Here is a 19,260-nt window from a genome sequence, read left to right as displayed (position 1 = left end):
GCCGGAGATCACGGTTTCCTCTCAGAGTGCCTGCGTCGCCTGCGGCGGAGAGCCCTGCATCGCTCATGGCGGAACGGCTTCGCCGCGGGCGAAGGCGGTCGTCTCAGGGGCTTGCGGTGGAGGGCGGCCTCGCTTCGCTCGTGGAGGGACGGCTTCGCCGCGGGGCGAAGGTCATCGTCTCAGCAGGTGGGGGGACATATATCCCTATTCGGACGTCGTAGAATTTGCTCGTTCTTCCCCGCGTTCTCCCCTGGAGGCCCCGCCATGGTCCGTCCCTCTATGTTGCTCGCGCTCGGCGCGCTCGCGGTGGCGGCCGTCGCCTGCGCGCCCGCCGACAACACGGCCACGGCCGGCCCGACGACGCCCACCTCGTGCAGCAAGGACCAGCTCAAGCTCGTCAACGCGGGCAAGCTGACGATCGGCACCGACAAGCCCGCCTACGAGCCGTGGTTCAAGGACAACGACCCGAACAACGGCCAGGGCTTCGAGAGCGCGGTGGCGTTCGCCGTGGCCGGGGAGCTCGGCTTCGACCGCACCGAGGTGCAGTGGAGCACGGTCAAGTTCGACTCGGCCTTCGCCCCCGGTGAGAAGCAGTTCGACTTCGACGTCAACCAGGTCTCGATCACCCCGGAGCGGGCCAAGGCCGTCGACTTCAGCAAGGGCTACTACACGGTCAAGCAGGCGATCGTCGCCATCGACGGCAGCAAGTATGCCGCCGCGAAGAGCCTGGCCGAGCTGAAGGACGCGAAGATCGGCGTGCAGGTCGGCACCACGTCGTTCAGCGCGGTCAAGGACGTCATCAAGCCCGCCGCCGACCCGAACGTCTACAACGAGCAGATCGACGCGGTCAACGCGCTGAAGAACAAGCAGGTCGAGGCGTTGGTCGTGGACCTGCCGACGGCGTTCTACGTGACGGCCGCGCAGATCGAGAAGTCGAAGATCGTCGGCCAGTTCAGTGCGACGGGTGCCGCGCCCGAGGAGTTCGGCATGGTCTTGGGGAAGGGCAGCCCGCTGAAGAGCTGCCTGGACAAGGCCGTCGACACGCTGAAGTCGAAGGGCGACCTGGCCAAGATCGAGCAGCAGTGGCTCGGTGCGGCCGCCGGCGCGCCGGAACTGACGTGACCATGCGGGCCCCGAGCGAGGGGCGTGGCCGCTTGCCGTCCGGGGACGGAGACGTGCGGGCCCTGGGCGGCCTGCGTGGCCGATTGCCGTTCGCGATCGGGGCGTGCCGGGTGGCGGTGGGGTCGTGAGCGACGCCGTCTGGGTCAAGAGCGAGCGGCAGGTCGAGCGGGAGCGGGTCCGTAAGTCGCGGGGCCGCCGTTCGGGATCGATCGCCACCGCTTCGACGATCGTCTTCATCGCCCTGGTCGTCCTGGTCGTGACGAACGCGCCCGGCTGGCCGCGGGTCCGCGAGACGTTCTTCAGCGGCGAGGAGTTCGTCAAGGCGATCCCCGACGTGGTGAACGGCTTCCTGATCAACATCAAGATCTTCCTGATCGCCGAGCCGCTCATCCTCGTCGTGGGCCTGCTGGTGGCGCTGGCGCGGGGCATCAGAACGCCCGCGTTCTTCCCGATCCGGGTCCTGGCGACGCTCTACACGGACATCTTCCGGGGCGTGCCGACGATCCTGGTCATCTATCTGGTCGGGTTCGGGCTGCCGGCGCTCAAGCTGCAGGGCATCCCTTCGGACCTGGCCACGCTCGGCATCATCGCGCTGACCCTCTCGTACGGTGCGTACGTGGCCGAGGTGTTCAGGTCGGGCATCGAGTCGATCCACCCGAGCCAGGTGGCGGCGGCCCGCTCGCTCGGCCTGAGCCACGGCAAGACCCTGCGGTTCGTGGTGCTGCCGCAGGCCACCCGCCGGGTCGTGCCGCCGCTGCTCAACGACTTCGTCTCGCTGCAGAAGGACACCGCGCTGGTGGCGACGATCGGCCTGCTGGAGGCGTTCAGGCAGTCGCAGATCCACGTGTCGCTGAGCTTCAACTACGCGCCGTACCTGGTGGCGTCCCTGCTGTTCATCCTGCTCACCATCCCGATGGCCAGGTTCACCGACCATCTGGCCGAGCGCACGCGAAGGAGGCGGGGCGCGTGAGCCTGCTGACGATCGACGGGGTGTGGAAGAACTTCCACGGTCACAGCGTGCTGCGCGGCATCGACCTGGAGGTGCGTCCGCACGAGGTGGTGAGCCTGATCGGCGCGTCGGGGTCGGGCAAGTCCACGCTGCTGCGCTGTGTGAATCTGCTGGAGACGGTCGACGACGGCGCGATCCACCTCGACGGCCAGGAGATCACCGACCCGCGCGCGGACGTCGACGGCGTGCGCAAGCGGCTGGGCATCGTCTTCCAGGCGTTCAACCTGTTCCCGCACATGTCCGTGCTCGACAACGTCACGCTCGCCCCCCGTCAGGTGCACGGCGTCGGGAAGGCGCAGGCGGAGGAGCAGGCGCACGACCTGCTGACCAGGTTCGGCCTGGCCGGCAAGGCCCGCGCCTACCCCGACCAGCTCTCCGGCGGCCAGCAGCAGCGAGTGGCGATCATCCGGGCGATGGCGACGCAGCCCAGGCTGATGCTGCTCGACGAGATCACCTCGGCGCTCGACCCGGAGCTGGTCATGGAGGTTCTCAACGTCGTGCGGGAGCTCAAGGAGTCGGGCATGACGATGATCCTGACCACCCACGAAATGAGCTTTTGTCGCGATATTTCCGACACGGTGTGCTTCCTCGACGGCGGCGTCCTCCTCGAGAAGGGGCCGCCGGAGCAGGTCTTCACCGACCCGGAGCACGACCGTACCCGCGCCTTCCTGCGCAGAGTGCTCGACGCCGGGCGGCTCTAACGCCGGTGCCGCCCGCGGCCGAGGGGCTCGGGCGGGCGGTACCCGGTGGCGAGCAGGCTGTGCCGCCTGCCGTACAGGAGGTAGGCGAGCAGGCCGAAGGCCATCCACAGGGCGAACCACAGCCAGGTCAGCACCTGCAGGTTCACCATCAGCCAGAGCGTCGCCAGCAGCGAGAGCGCGGGCAGCAACGGCGAGAGCGGCATGCGGAAGCCGCGCTCCAGGTCCGGCATGCGCCTGCGCATGACGATCACGCCCGCCGAGACGAACAAGAACGCGAACAGCGTCCCGATCACTACCAGCTGCTGCAGCGTGAGCACCGGCACGAACTCGGCGAGCAGGACCGCGACCAGCCCGATCACCAGCGTCACCCGGGTCGGGGTGTGGTACCTGCGGCTGATCGAGGCCAGGCCGCGCGGGATGAGCCCGTCGCGGGCCATCGAGAAGAGCACCCGCGTCTGCCCCACGATCAGCACCAGGATCACCGTGGTCAGCCCGAGCACCGCGCCGACGTCGATGACGTGCGCCATCCAGTCGACCCCCGCCGCCCGGAACGCGCTGGACAGCGGCGCCTCCCGCGAGATGCTCGAGTACGGGACCATGCCGACCATGACCAGGGCCACCGCGATGTAGACGACGGTGGCGACGACCAGGCTGCGGATCATGCCCTTCGGCACCTCCCTGGACGCGTTCACGGTCTCCTCGGCGGCGGTGGCGACGACGTCGAAGCCGATGTACGCGAACGCGATGGCGGGCGCCGCGGCGAACACCCCGAACCAGCCGAAGGCGTGGCTCTGCCCCACTAACAGGTCGAGCACGGTGGCGGAAGGCACCGAGATCGGCTTCGGCTGGGTGGAGAAGTCGCCGAAGTTGGCGACGTCCACGTGCAGCGCGCCGACGACGATGACCGCGCCGATGGCGAGCAGCTTGGCCGCCACCATGATCCACAGCGCCCGCAGCCCGATCCGGGCCCCCACCGCCACGACGCCGGTGAGCAGCACCAGGATGAGAAAGACGAGGACGTCCTGGAGGACGTCCTGGTGGGGCAGGAGCACCCCGAAGCCGCTGATCGCCTTGACCGCGATGACCGCCCACGCCCTGGCCACCACGGCGGCGGCGAGCTGTAGCTCCAGAATCAGCGCGCAGCCGATGATCCACGCCCAGACCTCGCCGAAGATGACATAGGTGAAGGTGTACGCGCTGCCGGACGTCGGCATCGTGGACGCCAGCTCCGCGTAGCAGAGGCAGGCGAGCATGCACGCGATCCCGGCGATCATGAAGGAGAGGATCACGCCGGGCCCGGCCATGGTCGCGGCCTGCTCTCCGGCGATGCTGAAGATGCCCGCGCCGATCATCACGCCGAGCCCCAGCACCACCAGGTCGGCCGGGCGGTAGAGCTCGGCGAGGCCGTGCCGGGCGCCCGTGCGCAACCCGGTCGCCTCGGCAGGCGGCAGCCGCCGCAGAATCGTGGACAAGGCACACCCCGCTCGTGGAACTCGCCCACAGTGCCCAGATCACTTGCGCAACAGCAAGCACAGGACGGTCACGCCCCGGTCACCAGCCAGGCATCACCCACCGCGCGCCGGACGAGCGTGATCGAACGTGCCACGATCCACAGCCCGAGCGCGCACCAAAGAGCAACGACGCCGAAACCGGAGGCGACGAACGCGGCGGGCAGGTACGCCAGCGTCGTCCACACGCCCGCCCACGCGAGGTAGCGCTGGTCGCCCGCGCCGATCAGCACGCCGTCGAGCACGAACACCACGCCGCAGATCGGCTGGAACAGCGCGACCGGCCAGAGCACGGCCAGGAGCTGCTCGGTGACCTGCGGATCCGCGTCGAACAGGCCGGGCAGCAGCGGCCTGGCGGCCACGACCAGCAGGCCGAGCGCCGCGCCCGACCAGCAGCCCCAGGCCACCATGCGCCTGGTCGCGGCCCTGGTGGCCGCGGTGTCGCCCGCGCCGAGCGTGCGGCCGGTGATGGCCTGGCCCGCGATGGCGATGGCGTCGAGGGCGAAGGCGAGGAGGGTCCAGATCTGGGTGGCGATGGCGTACGCGGCCAGCTCGGCCTGGCCCATCCTGCTGGCGGCGACGGTCGCCACGACCAGCACGACGCGCAGGCAGACGGTACGGATGAGCAGCGCGAAGCTGGCCGTGCCCGCCTGTTTGACCCCGGCGAGGTCGGGCGTGAGCGGCGCGCCCAGCCGTACCGCGCCCTTGACGACCACGGCCAGGTAGACGGCCGCGCCGAGTGTCTGGGCCAGCACCGTGCCCCAGGCCGACCCGGCGATGCCCCAGTGCAGCCCGAGGACGAACCAGGCGTTCAGCGCGGCGTTGAGCGCGAACGAGCCCACCGCGACGACCAGCGGCGTGACGGTGTCCTGCAGCCCGCGCAGCACCCCGGTGCCCGCCAGCACGACCAGCATGCCGGGTGCGCCGAGCAGGCTGATCCGCAGGTACGTGACGGCCTGCGCGGCCTGTTCAGGGGCGGCCCCGAACAGCTGGATGACGGCGGGGGCCAGCGGCCAGCACACCGCGATGAGCGCGACGCCGATGGCGAGCGCCAGCCAGATGCCGTCGACGCCGTTGCGCATGGCCCGCATGTGGTTGCCCGCCCCTGTCTGGCGGGCGACGGACGCGGTGGTGCCGTAGGCGAGGAAGACGCACAGGTTCACCATCGTCGCCAGGACCGTGCCCGCCACGCCCAGCGCGCCCACCGCCGTGGTGCCCAGCCCGTGCCCCACGATGGCGTAGTCGGCGAGCAGGAACAGCGGCTCCGCGACCAGCGCGCCGAACGCGGGCACGGCCAGCCGTAGGATCTCCCTGTCCCTGGACGTAATGAGCACTCGACCATTATGGACATTACACGGCGTGGCGGTCCAACTTTCTTTCCTCCACAGTCGGTGGACAGTGTTTCGCCAGGTCGGAGTGGGTTCGGTGGATATCTCTGAGAGTTATCCCCAGGCTCGTCCACAGAGCTTTCACACCCTGGGGGGAGTAGTGCACAGCTTGACCACAGGGTTATCCACAGGCCGCGTTGCCCTTGGGACCTGAACCCGCGAAACTGTCAGACCGGTCGACTACAAGTGGGGGTGGTGCGACCGCCCAGCGGTGTTCTAGGGGGCGCAGTGAGCATGGACGAAGAGGCCGGCGGAGGCCCAAGTTTCGAGCGCACGCCGCCCAGCAACATCGAGGCGGAGCAGTCGGTCCTCGGCGGCATGCTGCTGTCCAAGGACGCCATCGCTGACGTGGTGGAGGTCCTGCGGTCTGACGACTTCTACCGTCCCGCCCATCAGATGATCTACGACGTCATCATCGACCTGTACGGCAGGGGCGAGCCGGCCGACGCGGTCACGGTCTTCGACGACCTGCAGAAGCGCGGCGAGATGGCCCGCGTGGGCGGTGCGGCCTACCTCCACACGCTCACGGCCGTGGTGCCGACGGCGGCGAACGCGGGCTACTACGCGCGGATCGTCCGGGAGCAGGCGATCCTGCGCAGGCTCATCGAGGCGGGCACCCGCATCGTCTCCTTCGGCTACGGCGGGCAGAACGAGGAGGTCGACGACCTGGTCGACCGCGCCCAGGCGGAGATCTACAAGGTCACGGAGCGCCGCACGTCGGAAGACTATCTGCCGCTCTCCGAGATCATGCCGGGCGCCCTCGACGAGCTGGAGGCCATCGGCAGCCGGGGCGGCCAGATGGTCGGCGTGCCCACCGGTTTCCAGGACCTCGACCAGCTCACCAACGGGCTCCATCCGGGCCAGATGATCGTCGTGGCCGCGCGTCCCGCCATCGGCAAGGCGCTCGCCCTCGACACGCCGCTGCCGACGCCCACCGGCTGGACCACGATGGGCGAGGTCCGGGTCGGCGACCAGCTGATCGGTGGCGACGGCAGGCCCACCAGGGTCGTCGCGGCGACCGAGGTGATGCACGGCAGGCCCTGCTACGAGGTGGAGTTCAGCGACGGCACGGTGATCGTCGCCGACGCCCAGCACCAGTGGCGCACCATCGGACGCGTCCTCACCACCGCGCAGATCGCCGCCACGCTGCGCACGTCCCCTGGTGGGCGGCCGAACCACGCCGTCCGCCTGCCCGCGCCGTTCGAGCTGGGGGAGCGGCTCCTGCCGCTGTCGCCGTACGAGCTGGGCAGCCGCCTGGGCCGCGACGCGGGCCCCGCCGAGCCGCACAGCATCCCGGCCGAGCCGCACGGCATCCCGGCCGAGCCGCACAGCATTCCGGTCGAGCTGCACGGCATTCTGACAGAACCGCACGGCGTCCTCGCCGGAGCGCGCGGTGTCCTCGCCGAGAGGCGGATCCCCGCCTCCTACCTGCGGGCGTCGGAGGGGCAGCGGCGGGCGCTGCTGGCTGGCCTGCTCGCCGGGCTCGGCGGCAGCGAGATCGCCGTCGCCGACGAGAGGCTCGCCCGCGACGTCCGCGAGCTGGTGCTGAGCCTCGGCTACCAGGCCACCGTGCGCGCCGAGCAGTCCGCCGGGTACGTGATCGACGTGTCGACGGCGGTACGGCACATCGTCGACGCGCGGCCCGTCCCGTCGCGACCGGTGCGCTGCGTCGAGGTCGACAACCCCGACCACCTGTACCTCGCGGGCCGAGCCTGCGTCCCGACGCACAACAGCACGCTCGGCCTCGACTTCGCCAGGTCCGCGGCGATCAAGCACGGGATGACCACGGTCATCTTCTCCCTGGAGATGTCGCGCAACGAGATCACCATGCGACTGCTGTCGGCGGAGGCGCGGGTGGCGCTGAACGCGATGCGGTCCGGCCTGATGGGCGACGAGGACTGGACCAGGCTGGCGCGGCGGATGAGCGAGGTCGCCGAGGCGCCGCTGTTCATCGACGACTCGCCGAACATGTCGATGATGGAGATCAGGGCCAAGTGCCGGCGCCTCAAACAGCGCAACGACCTGCGGTTCGTGGTCATCGACTACCTCCAGCTGATGAGCTCGCCGAAGAAGACCGAGAGCCGCCAGAACGAGGTCTCCGAGATCTCCCGTGCGATCAAGCTGCTGGCGAAGGAGCTGGAGGTGCCGGTCATCGCGATCTCGCAGCTCAACCGAGGCCCTGAGCAGCGCACCGACAAGCGTCCCATGGTCAGCGACCTGCGTGAGTCGGGCTGCCTGACCGCGTCCACCCGGATCATGCGCGCCGACACCGGCGCGGAGGTGACGCTCGGCGAGCTGCTGGAGTCCGGCGCACGCGACATTCCCGTCTGGTCCCTCGACGACCGGCTCAAGCTGGTGCCCCGGACGATGACGCACGTCTTCCCGAGCGGCGTGAAGCGGGTCTACCGCGTCAGGCTGCGGTCCGGCCGGGAGGTGGAGGCCACGGCCAACCACCCCTTCCTCACCTATGACGGCTGGCGTCCGCTGGAGGCCCTGACGGCGGGCTCCAGGGTGGCGGTGCCCAGGCACGTCCCGCCGCCGCTCGACCTGGCGCCCGTCGACGAGCCGGCCGAGCTCGCCCTGCTCACCGGTGAGGCCGTGCCCGCCCCGGCGTTCTCGCTGCCCAGGAGGCAGCTCGCGGAGTTCCTGCGCCTGCTGTGGGCGGCGGGCGGCAGCGTCGAGGGCGAGGTGCGGTACACGTCCGGCAGCCGCCGGCTGCTCGACGACGTGGCCCGGCTGCTGCTCCGCTTCAACGTGATGACCAGGATCGACGGCCGTTCGCTGGTCGTCGACGGGCCCGAGAACCAGCTCCGCTTCCTCGACGAGATCGGCGGAGGCCCGCGTCCGGTGGTCGAGGCGAGTGCGGCGCGCCTGCGCGGCGCCGCGGGGGCGACCGTGCCAGAGGCGCTGCGGGGCCGGCTGCGCACCGCCCTGCTGGAGCGGGAGCCGGTGCCGGCCGGGGGCTCCAGGGAGCGGATCGGCAGGGTCGCGGCCGTCCTCGACGACTCCGACCTCGACCTGCTGGCGACCAACGACGTCTGCTGGGACGAGATCGCAGTGGTCGAGCCCCTCGGCGAGCAGCCCGTCTACGACGCGACGGTGCTGGGCACGCACAACTTCGTCGCGAACGGCATCAGCCTGCACAACTCCATCGAGCAGGACGCCGACATGGTCATCCTGCTGCACCGCGAGGACGCCTACGAGCGCGAGTCGCCCAGGGCGGGCGAGGCCGACCTGATCGTGGCCAAACACCGAAACGGCCCCACGGCAACAGTCACGGTCGCTTTCCAGGGCCACTACAGCCGTTTCGTGGACATGGCCCAGCACTGATCGATTCTCCTGTAGAACCCGCGATTCCGTGAGCAAGTGCGGCTGATCATGAGCTTTGATAACGCTCCGTGATGCCGGAATGGGCCTTCTCGTCGGGGAAGACCCACTTCCGGAGCGCCCAGAAGCGGAAGACCATGGCGATCAGCGTGCCGATGATCTGCGCGCTCATGAAGTCGGCGATCTCCTGGGTCACCAGGCTCACATCCGGGGTGTCCAGGCGAAATACGTACCGGGAGATCCATAGCGGCGCGGAGCTGAGCACTAGACCGACGCCACTGACCAGGAAGAACAGCGCCGCCTCGTGACGGCGCTCGCGGCCGCCCCTGGTCCGGAACGACCATTCGCGGTTCAACACGTAGGACACGATCGTCGCCACGAGCACCGCGATGATCTTCGCGGTCACCGGCTTCGGTTCCAAAATGGTCAGCTTCAGCCCATAGAAAACCGTGTTGTCTACTAAGAACGCTGTTCCACCCACCACCGCGAACTTCAGCAGTTCACGGTGCTTCAGCGCAAGTGCGTGCAGCGGTTCCGGCAATCTTGCGAGTACTGCGTTTGCTATTCGGAGCACCCCCGATCTTCTCACCAGCCGAACACCCTGGTATCAAGACTTACGGACATGGCTTGTCCGGCTCCTCAAGGCAATCAGCAGATTCTGTCGTGGACCACACCGCCATATCGCCGCCCCAGACGTCATCGTCCTCGACCGCGCTGGTGTCCGCGTCCCCTGAGCGCGCCTGGAAGTTCGTCCGGGAGCTGGTCCTCAACGGCCGGACGGACGCTCTCGCGCTGGCCGCTGAGTTCGCCGAGATCGCCGCGCCGTCCACCGACAAGCTGCTCAAGCTCTGGTCGCAGGCCCTCGACCCGGACGGCTTCGCCGAGCACCTGCTCGCCCCGCCTTCGCCGGGGAGGGACGTACCGAACTGGAGCTCCGCAAGCGCTACTCGTTGACCGGCCTGCGGCACCTGACGATGCTGCGGACGCTGCGCCTGGACCACTGCAAGGGTCTGACGGACCTCTCCGAGCTCGCCGCGCTCACCGGGCTGACCGAACTCGAGCTGGACGGCTGCGGCCCTCGCGCACCTGCCCGCACTGCGTGAGCTGGTCGTCCAGGGGCTGGAGCAGATCGGCGACCTCACGCCGTTCTCCGGGCTGTGGCAGCTGGAGTCTCTCTGTGTGGCGTACGCCGACCTGCGAAGCCTCGGCGAACCCGAGAATCTGCCCGCCCTGCGCACGCTGGAGCTCTACAACTGCCTCGCCCTGAACGACCTGGGAACTGTCGCCGACCTTCCGAGCCTCAAGGAGGTCACGGTGCACGAGTGCCCCGCGCTCCCGCCCGACACCCTCGCCGAACTGCGCTCTCGCGGCCTCCTCGCACAGTGAACGCACCGGAAGGGAGGCGGGTCCGGCGGCGGAGGAGGTGGCTGGTCTCGGCGGGTCACGAGCTGGGCAACCACACCTACACCCACTGCCGGATGGTCTTCGTCTCCCCGGACACGGTCGCCGCCGAGGTCGAGCCCACGAACGCGGTCATCAGGCAGGCGGGTCAGCGGGGCGAGATCCCGTTCCGGCCGCCGACCGGCAAGAAGCTGCAACGGGCCTCCGCGCCGACGGGTACCGCTTCGTCACGGTCTCGGAGCTGCTCGCCCGCTAGGCGCCGAGGCTCCGGCGGAGCCGTTCCAGCCGTTCGGCGGTCCACTCGACGGCGGGGTCGGGTTCGATGAAGGAGAAGGCGGTGGCGGCGGCGCCGATGGCGGGCAGCGACCAGTCCGTCGTCCTCGCCGACCCGAAGGGGGTGGCCCGGATGCGCCGGGTGGCCACGTCCGGCGTGGACATGGCCATCGTGACCAGCCCGCGCATGCCGGCCTGGGCCAGGCCGGCCATCGTCTCGAAGGTGGCGCCGAGCTCCGGACGCAGGCGGTAGCCGAGGAGGTCGGCCAGATGGCGGTAGGCCGCCGCCATCCGGTCGACGAACGCCTGCTCGGACCTGGCCAGGGCGTGCTGCACGTCGGTGCGCAGGTCGCCGTCGTCCAGGCTGAGAAAGGTGGCGTGCAGCGCGATGTAGGTGCGCCACTCGGTGGAGCCGTGGATGGTCTCGAAGTCGCGCAGGGCTCCCTGGCGGAGGATCTCCAGGCACAGCTCGTGGCGCAGCTCGGGTGTCTCCAGCCAGTCCAGGTGGTCGTGGATGACACTGCTGACCAGCTCGATCGCCGAGCCGCCGGCCGCGATGGCGGGCGTCGTCGCGCGGGCGATCTCTCTGAGCAGGTCGCTGAAGAACAGGTCCTTGTACGGCCAGCGGCGGTAGACGGCGCTCCGGGAGACGCCCGCGTCGCGGATGACCTCCTCGAAGCTGATGTGTTCGAGGCTCACGGTCAGCCCGGTGCGGTTGACCATCGCGACGGCGGTTTCCAGCATCCGCTGCTGGGTCTCCTCGTCCGACAGTCGGCGGCGCCGGCGGGTCAGCCCCGTGGGCGGCTGGTCCTTCATGCTGCACCCGCTCTGAGACATGGAATTCGACATTCCAACTTATCGGCTCAGCCGCTCGGAGATGTCGAGCCAGGTCGTGACGTCGGCGGCGGTGAAGTGGCCGTCGTAGGCGAGGGGGACGGGCAGCTCGCGCAGCGCCTGCCGCGCGTCGAGCCGGGGAACACGGGTCACGAACGAGCCTCCTCGAGCCGGGACGCGGGCCCTGCCGATTGTGACGTACCAGACAGGCGGCGGCGGAATCTGCGCTGATCACCCCGTGCTCTAGCGAGAGAGTGAAGCGAAGGGAAACGCCATGACCATCCTGATCGCCTACGACGGCTCCGCTGATTCGCGCGCCGCCATCGAGTTCGCGGCCAAGCACCTGGCCGCCGGGCCCACTGTGATCCTCACCGTGTGGGAGCCGCTGCTGGTGCAGCTCAGGAAGTACCCCCTCGCGGGGGCCGGGGTGCTCGGCGACGCGGCCGACGACTGGCAGGCGGAGGCCGAGCAGAACGCCAAGGAGGGCGCGGAGCTGGCGACGGCCTCGGGCCTGAGCGACGTGAGCTACCGGGCGGTCGCCGACAACGAGTCGATCTGGAAGACGATCGTGGACGTGGCCGACGAGCTCGACGCCTCGCTGATCGTGACCGGCTCGCGCGGCCTGGCGGGGGTGCGCTCGGTGCTGCTGGGCAGCGTCTCCAACCACGTGCTGCACCACGCGCACAGGCCGACCTTGATCGTGCCGCCAGTCAAGGCGTAGGACCCGCCGGCTGGGGCGGGGAGCAGTAGGCGGACTGGGGCGGGCACAGCCGGGTGTCGATGCGCCTGGCTCCCGGCCCCTCCCGGCCCAGCCGGTCGTGCGGGTTGGCCACCGGGCACCGGTCGAGCGAGAGGCAGCCGCAGCCGATGCAGTCGGTGAGGTCGTCGCGCAGCCGCTGGAGCTGCTCGATTCGGTCGTCCAGCTCGGCCCGCCAGGTGGACGACAGCTTCGCCCAGTCGTCGCGGTTGGGCGTGCGCTCCTCGGGCAGCTCGGCCAGCGCCTCCCTGACGGTCTTCAGCGGGATGCCGAGGCGCTGCGCGAGCCGGACGAACGCGACCCTGCGCAGCGTGTCGCGGGTGTAGCGGCGCTGGTTCCCCGCCGTGCGACGGCTGGTGATGAGGCCCTTGGCCTCGTAGAAGTGCAGCGCCGACACGGCGACCCCGCTGCGCTCCGCGAGTTGGCCGACGGTGAGTTCCTTGGCGTTCCACGCGACCCCGGTCATAACCTCGACTCTACTTGAGGAATGTGGACGGGCCGGTCGAAGAAGGTCTCCAGGACCACGATCGTCCGTGTGCCTGTCACGCCGTCCACCTCGAACACCCTGCGGAGCACCTGCTGCAGCTCCTGGGTGCTGGACGTGCGGACCTTGAGCAGCACCGAGGCCGGCCCGGCGATGACGTGCGCCTCCTCGACCTCCTCGATCTCCGCCAGCCGTCCGGCCGAGTCGCCCATCCAGGCGCCGCCGTCGACCATCACGTACGCGACCACCCCGCGACCGAGCGCCCCCGGTTCCACCTCGATCGTGGTGCGCCTGATCACCCCGCGCTCGCGCAGCTTGCGCACCCGCTCGTGCGCGGCTCCGCTGGACAGACCCACGGCCTTGCCGAGCGCGGCGTACGGCTGCGTCGCGTCCTGCTGGAGGAGCCTGATCAGCATCCTGTCAATTTCATCCACAGGATGATGATATCTCCCAATGTTGGGGATAAGCCGAACCATGTATGGTTCAAGCATGATGGACACCATTCCGACAGACTTCGAGGTGCTGGACGAGCGCTTCGCCACCGTCGGCGGCGACGACAAGGTCGAACGGCTCTTCACCGGCACCCGCTGGGCCGAAGGGCCCGTCTACTTCCCGGCCGGGCGCTTCCTCGTCTGGAGCGACATCCCCAACGACCGCATGCTGCGCTGGGACGAGCTGACCGGCGCCGTCGGCACCTTCCGCCAGCCGTCCGCGTACGTCAACGGCAACACCCTCGACCGTGAGGGCCGCATGCTCTCCTGCGAGCAGGTCAACCGCCGGGTCACCCGCACCGAGCACGACGGCTCGATCACCGTGATCGCCGACCGCTGGCAGGGCAAGCGGTTCAACAGCCCGAACGACGTGGTCGTGCGCTCCGACGGCTCCGTCTGGTTCACCGACCCGCCGTACGGCATCACCAGCGACTACGAGGGCGTCAAGGCCGACCAGGAGATCGACGGCTGCCACGTGTACCGGGTGCACGACGGCGAGGTGCGGATCGTCGCCGACGACTTCGAGCGGCCCAACGGTCTGGCCTTCTCGCTGGACGAGAAGCGGCTCTACGTCGCCGACACCCGCCGCAACCACCTGCGCCTGTTCGACGTCCACGACGACGGCACGCTGTCGGGCGGCAAGGTCTTCGCGGAGAACTCGGGCGAGGGCAGGTTCGACGGGCTGCGGCTGGACGACACAGGCCGCGTCTGGGCGGCGGTGGGCAAGGCGGTGCACTGCTACCACCCCGACGGGACCCTGCTCGGCAAGCTCCACCTGCCCGAGTTCGTCGCCAACCTGGTGTTCGGCGGGCCCAAGCGCAACAGGCTGTTCATCGCGGCCTCGTCCTCGCTGTACTCGCTGATGCTGAACGTCACGGGGGCGCGTCCGGTCTGGGCCGCGTAGCGGTCACTCCCAGCGGAACAGCCGCACGGCCAGCCCGCCGAACAGCAGCAGGCCGCCGGCCATCACCGCGACGTGCAGCAGCTGCGGCGGGTGCCCCGCCCAGGTGTCGCGGAGCGCCTGGGCGAACGGCCCGGCCACGGAGAAGTCGCTCACGGTGCGCAGCGCGTCCGGCATGATGTCGCGCGGGAACCACATCCCCGCCAGGAACATCAGCGGGAACATCACCGCCGAGCCGATGCCGGGCGCCGTCTTGCCGTTGGGCGCGATCGACGCGATGACCAGCCCGATGGCCAGCAGCGCGGCGGAACCGAGCAGGAAGACCAGCACGAACCCGAGGAACTGCCTTGGCATCGCGGTGCCGAGCACCAGGTGGCCGACGACGATCAGCAGCGACGTCGACACGACGCCCACGGCCAGGTTGATCAGGAGCTGCGCGGCCAGCAGCCGCCCCGGGTGGACGGGCGTCATGGACATCCGCCTGAGCACCCCCTGCTCGCGGTATCCGGTCAGGACGGCGGGCAGCACGGTGCAGCTGAGCGTCAGCAGGGCGAGCAGCGTCATCATGGCGGGCAACAGCGTGTCGATGCTCCGCTGCCCGCCCAGGTTGGGGTCGGGCTTCGACATGTCGGGGATGTTCCCCAAGGCCAGCAGCAGCACCAGCGGCAGGCCGATGCAGAAGAACATGGTGGGCCAGTCGCGCAGGTGCAGCTTGGCCTCCACGACGAAGATCTTCCTCATGCCAACTTCCTTCCAGTGAGTGCGAGGAACGCGTCGTCGAGCGTGGCCCGCTCGATCCGCAGGTCGCCGGGGACGATCCCGTGCTGGGCGAGGGCGAGCGTGACCACGTGGGCGAGGTTGCCCGTCCCCGACACCACGACGTCCCCGCCGCTCCTGCCGACCTCGTCCACCTCGGGCAGTTCCAGCAGGAGCGCGTCGTCGAGCGGCGCCGACGGCCGGAACCGGACCCGCTGGCCTGCGTCGGCCTGCGCGATGAGCCCGGAGGGCGAGTCGATGGCGACGACCCGGCCGGCGTCGATCAGCGCCAGCCGGTCGCAGAGCCGCTCCGCCTCCTCCATGAAGTGGGTGACCAGGACGATCGTCACCCCCGAGTCGCGGACCTGCTCGACCAGCTCCCAGGTGTCCCTGCGGGCCTGCGGGTCGAGCCCGGTGGTCAGCTCGTCCAGCACCGCGACCCGCGGCCTGCCGATCAGCGCCAGCGCGACGGACAGGCGCTGGCGCTGGCCGCCCGAGAGCTTGCCGAAGCGGGTGTCCCGCTTGCCTGCCAGCCCCACCTGCTCCAGCAGCGCCTGCCAGTCGGCCGGCTGCGGGTAGAAAGAGGCGTAGAGGTCCATGGCCTCCCACACCTTGATCTTCTCGGGGAGCGCGGAGCTCTGGAGCTGCGCGCCGAGCACGTGGCGCAGCCGGTCCCGCTCGGTGCGGGGGTCGAGCCCCGCGACCCGGACCGTCCCGCTGTCGGGGACGCGCAGCCCGGCGACGCACTCGACGGTGGTGGTCTTGCCGGCGCCGTTCGGGCCGAGGATGCCGAAGATCTCGCCCTCGGCCACCTCGAACGACACGTCGTCCACCGCGACGTGGTCCGGATAGCGCTTGTGGAGGTTCCTGACCTCGATGACCTTCATGACCACGACGCTAGGAAGAACATCGTTGGCGCGGAATCACGGTGGATACCCAGCAATGGTGTATCTAGCTGCAGTACCGGACAAGTCGCGGTACCCGCAGACTGGAGGCATGCTCAGAAGGTACGGCCAGGTGCTGGCCCTGCTCGCGCTCGTGCTCGTCGAGGTGCCTGCGTTCGTCCTCAGCCTGGGCGTGCTCCTGCTGTCCTTCGCGCTGGGCATGGTGTTCCTCTTTCCGCCGCAGGTCCGGATCGTCAGGTGGCTGGCCGAGCACACTCGGGCGCTGCTGCGCGCGTGGACGGACCTCGACATCGACCCGCCGTACCTGCCCAAACCGCCGCCGCCCCAGCGGATGGCCGACGGCATGTACCGCACCGACCGCACGCTCTACAAGACGCCCAGGATCCCGGCGTGGAACGACCGCTGGAAGTGGATGGTCAGCGACCCGGCGACCTGGCGCGACGGGCTGTGGCTGTTCCTCGACCCGCTGGTCAAGGTGAGCCTGGCCCCGCTGCTCCTGCTGCTTCCGGGGCGCGGGCTGCGCGTGTACGGGCTGTGGTGCCAGCTCCTGCTCTCCGCGACCGCCGCCAGCCGCCTCGCCGGGCAGGTCAGCCACCTCAACCGGGCGCGCAACCTGGCCGTCGACTCCCAGGCCGCGGAGATGCGCAGGATCGAGCGGGACCTGCACGACGGCACCCAGGCCAGGCTGGTCGCGATCGGCATGACGCTCGGCGCGGCCGAGCAGCTCGTCGACGACGACCCCGTGGCGGCCAAGGCACTGCTGAGCAAGGCCAGGGAGGCGTCCTCCGAGACGCTGACCGAGCTGCGCACCGTCATCCGCGGCATCCACCCGCCGGTGCTGGCGGAGCGGGGGCTCGCCGACGCCGTGCGCGCGCTGGCCATGGACAGCCCGCTGCGGGTGGTCGTGGACGTCGACCTGCCGCACCGCCCGGAGCCGCCGGTGGAGGCTGCCGCCTACTTCGCCATCAGCGAGCTGCTCGCCAACGCCGCCAGGCACGGCGGCGCCACCTCGGCGGTCATCGACATCAGTGGCAACGGCCCCGACCTGCGCATCACCGTCACCGACGACGGGATGGGCGGCGCCGACCCGAGCAAGGGCAGCGGCCTGACGGGCATCGAGCGGCGGCTGGCCGCGTTCGACGGCGTGCTCGCGCTGAACAGCCCGCCGGGCGGGCCGACCACCGTGATGATGATGCTGCCCAAGGCGCTGCCCGACCACTGGGCGGGCAGCCTGCCCAAGCTGCCGCGCTGGAAGGCCGTCCTGGTGGCGTCCCTGTGGGGCACGTCCTGGTGCCCGATGTTCCCGCAGGGGATCGTGGCGGCCATCGTCAAGATCTTCGGCATCGAGGGGGACAACTGGTTCCTCGCGCTGCATCTGCCCGAACCCTGGCAGTGGCCGATGATCGTGTTCATGATGGCGCTGGGCACGGCCATGTACGTGCTGGCCATCGTGATCCCCCACCACTCCAACAAGATGCGCCGGTTCGCGTATGCCACGCCGAGCCACCTAGTGTGCAGTAAATGACCCGGGTACTCGTCGCGGAAGACCTCTACCTGCTCAGAGACGGGCTGGTCCACCTGCTCCAGGCGCACGGCTTCACCGTGGTCGCCGCCGTGGAGAGCGGTCCCGAGCTGCTGAAAGGGCTGGTCGAGCTGCGTCCGGACGTCTCCATCGTGGACGTACGGCTACCGCCCACCTTCACCGACGAGGGCCTGCAGGCCGCGCTCGCGGCCCGCCGGCAGGTGCCGGGGCTGCCGATCCTGGTGCTCTCGCAGCACGTCGAGCAGCTCTACGCCAAGGAACTGCTCGCCGACGGGTCAGGCGCGATCGGCTACCTGCTGAAGGACCGTGTGTTCAACGCCGGGCAGTTCGTCGACGCCGTCCGCCGGGTCGCCGGAGGCGGCACCGCGATGGACCCCGAGGTCATCGCCAAGCTGCTGGCCAGCAACGCCAGACACGAGCCGCTGGCCGCGCTCACGCCGCGCGAGCGCGAGGTGCTGGAGGCGATGGCCGAGGGACGCTCGAACGCCGCCATCTCCCAGCGGCTCTACCTCAGCGAGAGCGCTGTCGCCAAGCACACGGCGGGCATCTTCGGCAAACTCGGGCTCGCGCCGTCCGACGACGACAACCGCCGGGTACTGGCGGTTCTGGCCTACCTGAACAACCGCTGACCCCTCCGTGAGGGCTTCCCGCGCTGCCTCCACCCTCCTCCTGGAGACCAGGAGTGTCGGCACCCGCACCTTCTTGTCGGTGGGACCGGCTATTTTCATGAAGAGGCAGGCGAGTGGAAAGGGTCAATCAGGTGAAAATCCGGGTTAACCGCGATGTTCTGGCAGACGCGGTGGCTTGGGCCGCCAGGGTCCTCCCCAGCCGGCCCGTGGTACCCGTGCTCTCCGGGCTGCTGCTGGAAGCGGGCGACGGGCTGAGCCTGTCCGCGTTCGACTACGACGTCTCCGCACGGGCCACGGTCGAGGCCGACGTGGCGGAGGAGGGCAGGGTGCTGATCCCCGGCCGCCTGCTGGCCGAGATCAGCCGGAGCCTGCCGGCCGAAGACGTCGAGATCGTCACCGAGGGCCCCGAGGCCGTGCTCACCTGCGGCAGCGCCGAGTTCGGGCTGATCACGATGCCGGTCGAAGACTTCCCGACCCTGCCCACGATGCCGCCGGCCATCGGCGCGGTCGGCGGCGGTGTCTTCGCGTCCGCGGTCAGCCAGGTGGCGCCCGCGTCCAGCCGCGACGACACGCTGCCCATGCTCACCGGCGTCAGGGTCGACGTCGACGGCGAGTCCGTCACGATGGCCGCCACCGACCGCTACCGCATCGCCGCCCGCGAGTTCACCTGGCGTCCCGCCGGGCCGGGCGTCGCGGTCTCCGCCATGGTGCCCGCCCGGGTGCTGGTCGAGGTGGCCAAGTCGCTGCGCGGCGGTGAGGTGTCGGTCGCGATGGGCGACGGCGTGGCCGGGTTCGAGAGCGTCGGCCGCAGCACCACCGTGCGGCTGCTCGACGAGCAGTTCATCGACTACCGCACCCGCCTGAGCTCCGACTGGTCGATCAGGGCCGACGTGCGGGTCGCGCCGTTCGTCGACGCGATCAAGCGGGTGGCGCTGGTGGCCGAGCGCAACACCGCCATCCGGCTGTCGTTCACCCAGGGGCAGGTGCGCATCCAGGCCGGCGGTGGCGACATCGGCCGCGGCAGCGAGGTCGTCGAGTGCGAGCTGCGGGGCGACGACATCCAGATCGCGTTCCAGTCGCAGTTCCTGCTCGACGGGCTGACGGGCATCGAGAGCGAGCTGGCGCGCATCAACCTGGAGTCGCCGAGCCGCCCCGCCCTGATCCAGGATGTGCCCGGCGACGGCCAGCCAGCCTTCCGCTACCTGGTGATGTCACTCCGCCAGGGCTGACC

At 69.9% G+C, this 19,260-nt stretch carries 22 protein-coding genes; 13 read left to right on the top strand and 9 right to left on the bottom strand.

Annotated features, from left to right (window positions below):
* Positions 1-264 precede the first annotated feature (264 nt).
* The 3 genes from ABZ297_RS02000 (at position 265) to ABZ297_RS01990 (ending at position 2,832) form a co-directional block, all read left to right on the top strand.
* Positions 265-1,122 (top strand): ABC transporter substrate-binding protein, encoded by an 858-nt coding sequence (locus ABZ297_RS02000; protein ID WP_355337869.1) that lies wholly within the window; start codon positions 265-267, stop codon positions 1,120-1,122.
* 124 nt (positions 1,123-1,246) lie between these two features.
* Entirely contained in the window at positions 1,247-2,092 is an 846-nt protein-coding gene (locus ABZ297_RS01995; protein ID WP_355337866.1) for an amino acid ABC transporter permease, read from the top strand.
* The gene (locus tag ABZ297_RS01990) at positions 2,089-2,832 is read left to right on the top strand and encodes an amino acid ABC transporter ATP-binding protein (RefSeq protein WP_355337863.1); all 744 of its coding nucleotides are present in this window, start codon (positions 2,089-2,091) and stop codon (positions 2,830-2,832) included. The genes ABZ297_RS01995 and ABZ297_RS01990 overlap by 4 nt, the downstream gene beginning before the upstream one ends.
* Here ABZ297_RS01990 and ABZ297_RS01985 read toward each other — a convergent pair.
* Positions 2,829-4,304: an amino acid permease gene (locus ABZ297_RS01985; RefSeq protein ID WP_355337860.1), complete on the bottom strand. Its 1,476-nt coding sequence runs from the start codon at positions 4,302-4,304 to the stop codon at positions 2,829-2,831. The genes ABZ297_RS01990 and ABZ297_RS01985 overlap by 4 nt on opposite strands.
* Positions 4,305-4,372: 68 nt before the next feature.
* Positions 4,373-5,674, bottom strand: coding sequence for an MATE family efflux transporter (locus tag ABZ297_RS01980; protein WP_355337857.1), 1,302 nt, complete (start codon positions 5,672-5,674; stop codon positions 4,373-4,375).
* Between the two features lie 288 nt (positions 5,675-5,962).
* Between ABZ297_RS01980 and dnaB the strand changes: the two genes are divergently transcribed.
* Entirely contained in the window at positions 5,963-9,058 is a 3,096-nt protein-coding gene (gene dnaB / locus ABZ297_RS01975; RefSeq protein ID WP_355338106.1) for a replicative DNA helicase, read from the top strand.
* 46 nt (positions 9,059-9,104) lie between these two features.
* On the opposite strand, the gene ABZ297_RS01970 is transcribed toward dnaB, so the two are convergent.
* Positions 9,105-9,596, bottom strand: coding sequence for a GtrA family protein (locus ABZ297_RS01970; protein WP_355337854.1), 492 nt, complete (start codon positions 9,594-9,596; stop codon positions 9,105-9,107).
* A 122-nt stretch (positions 9,597-9,718) separates the two neighbouring features.
* Here ABZ297_RS01970 and ABZ297_RS01965 point away from each other — a divergent pair, with 122 nt between their 5' ends.
* The 4 genes from ABZ297_RS01965 (at position 9,719) to ABZ297_RS01950 (ending at position 10,782) form a co-directional block, all read left to right on the top strand.
* Positions 9,719-10,009, top strand: coding sequence for a hypothetical protein (locus ABZ297_RS01965; protein ID WP_355337851.1), 291 nt, complete (start codon positions 9,719-9,721; stop codon positions 10,007-10,009).
* The gene (locus ABZ297_RS01960) at positions 10,006-10,158 is read left to right on the top strand and encodes a hypothetical protein (protein WP_355337848.1); all 153 of its coding nucleotides are present in this window, start codon (positions 10,006-10,008) and stop codon (positions 10,156-10,158) included. The genes ABZ297_RS01965 and ABZ297_RS01960 overlap by 4 nt, the downstream gene beginning before the upstream one ends.
* Before the next feature lie 76 nt (positions 10,159-10,234).
* Positions 10,235-10,441 carry a hypothetical protein gene (locus tag ABZ297_RS01955; RefSeq protein WP_355337845.1) on the top strand — a complete coding sequence of 69 codons (207 nt, stop codon included), beginning with the start codon at positions 10,235-10,237 and terminating at the stop codon, positions 10,439-10,441.
* Positions 10,378-10,782 (top strand): polysaccharide deacetylase family protein, encoded by a 405-nt coding sequence (locus tag ABZ297_RS01950; protein ID WP_355337842.1) that lies wholly within the window; start codon positions 10,378-10,380, stop codon positions 10,780-10,782. Before ABZ297_RS01955 ends, ABZ297_RS01950 begins: the two co-directional genes overlap by 64 nt.
* Here the strand turns inward: ABZ297_RS01950 and ABZ297_RS01945 are convergent.
* Positions 10,709-11,545, bottom strand: coding sequence for a TetR/AcrR family transcriptional regulator (locus ABZ297_RS01945; RefSeq protein ID WP_355337839.1), 837 nt, complete (start codon positions 11,543-11,545; stop codon positions 10,709-10,711). The two genes, ABZ297_RS01950 and ABZ297_RS01945, sit on opposite strands and share 74 nt — an antisense overlap.
* Before the next feature lie 39 nt (positions 11,546-11,584).
* The gene (locus tag ABZ297_RS01940) at positions 11,585-11,716 is read right to left on the bottom strand and encodes a hypothetical protein (protein WP_355337836.1); all 132 of its coding nucleotides are present in this window, start codon (positions 11,714-11,716) and stop codon (positions 11,585-11,587) included.
* A gap of 121 nt (positions 11,717-11,837) precedes the next feature.
* Between ABZ297_RS01940 and ABZ297_RS01935 the strand changes: the two genes are divergently transcribed.
* A complete protein-coding gene (locus ABZ297_RS01935) occupies positions 11,838-12,284 on the top strand; it encodes a universal stress protein (RefSeq protein WP_355337833.1) in 447 nt (148 codons plus the stop codon).
* Here ABZ297_RS01935 and soxR read toward each other — a convergent pair.
* Complete coding sequence (soxR, locus tag ABZ297_RS01930; protein ID WP_355337830.1) at positions 12,274-12,786, bottom strand: redox-sensitive transcriptional activator SoxR; 513 nt, start codon at positions 12,784-12,786, stop codon at positions 12,274-12,276. The two genes, ABZ297_RS01935 and soxR, sit on opposite strands and share 11 nt — an antisense overlap.
* Positions 12,783-13,238, bottom strand: coding sequence for an Lrp/AsnC family transcriptional regulator (locus ABZ297_RS01925; RefSeq protein ID WP_355337828.1), 456 nt, complete (start codon positions 13,236-13,238; stop codon positions 12,783-12,785). Before ABZ297_RS01925 ends, soxR begins: the two co-directional genes overlap by 4 nt.
* Positions 13,239-13,293: 55 nt before the next feature.
* Here ABZ297_RS01925 and ABZ297_RS01920 point away from each other — a divergent pair, with 55 nt between their 5' ends.
* Entirely contained in the window at positions 13,294-14,199 is a 906-nt protein-coding gene (locus tag ABZ297_RS01920; protein ID WP_355337825.1) for an SMP-30/gluconolactonase/LRE family protein, read from the top strand.
* 3 nt (positions 14,200-14,202) lie between these two features.
* On the opposite strand, the gene ABZ297_RS01915 is transcribed toward ABZ297_RS01920, so the two are convergent.
* Complete coding sequence (locus ABZ297_RS01915) at positions 14,203-14,937, bottom strand: ABC transporter permease (protein ID WP_355337823.1); 735 nt, start codon at positions 14,935-14,937, stop codon at positions 14,203-14,205.
* Positions 14,934-15,839 (bottom strand): ABC transporter ATP-binding protein, encoded by a 906-nt coding sequence (locus ABZ297_RS01910; protein ID WP_355337820.1) that lies wholly within the window; start codon positions 15,837-15,839, stop codon positions 14,934-14,936. Before ABZ297_RS01910 ends, ABZ297_RS01915 begins: the two co-directional genes overlap by 4 nt.
* A gap of 109 nt (positions 15,840-15,948) precedes the next feature.
* Here ABZ297_RS01910 and ABZ297_RS01905 point away from each other — a divergent pair, with 109 nt between their 5' ends.
* From ABZ297_RS01905 to dnaN, 3 genes are all read left to right on the top strand, one after another.
* Positions 15,949-17,382 carry a histidine kinase gene (locus ABZ297_RS01905; RefSeq protein WP_355337817.1) on the top strand — a complete coding sequence of 478 codons (1,434 nt, stop codon included), beginning with the start codon at positions 15,949-15,951 and terminating at the stop codon, positions 17,380-17,382.
* The gene (locus tag ABZ297_RS01900) at positions 17,379-18,029 is read left to right on the top strand and encodes a response regulator transcription factor (protein ID WP_350813422.1); all 651 of its coding nucleotides are present in this window, start codon (positions 17,379-17,381) and stop codon (positions 18,027-18,029) included. The genes ABZ297_RS01905 and ABZ297_RS01900 overlap by 4 nt, the downstream gene beginning before the upstream one ends.
* Positions 18,030-18,160: 131 nt before the next feature.
* On the top strand, positions 18,161-19,258 hold the full coding sequence (gene dnaN, locus ABZ297_RS01895) for a DNA polymerase III subunit beta (protein WP_355337813.1): 1,098 nt from the start codon (positions 18,161-18,163) through the stop codon (positions 19,256-19,258).
* Positions 19,259-19,260 lie beyond the last annotated feature (2 nt).

This window comes from Nonomuraea sp. NPDC005983, assembly GCF_040614375.1.
Classification (GTDB): Bacteria; Actinomycetota; Actinomycetes; order Streptosporangiales; family Streptosporangiaceae; genus Nonomuraea.
This window is presented reverse-complemented; position numbering and strand designations above follow the sequence as displayed.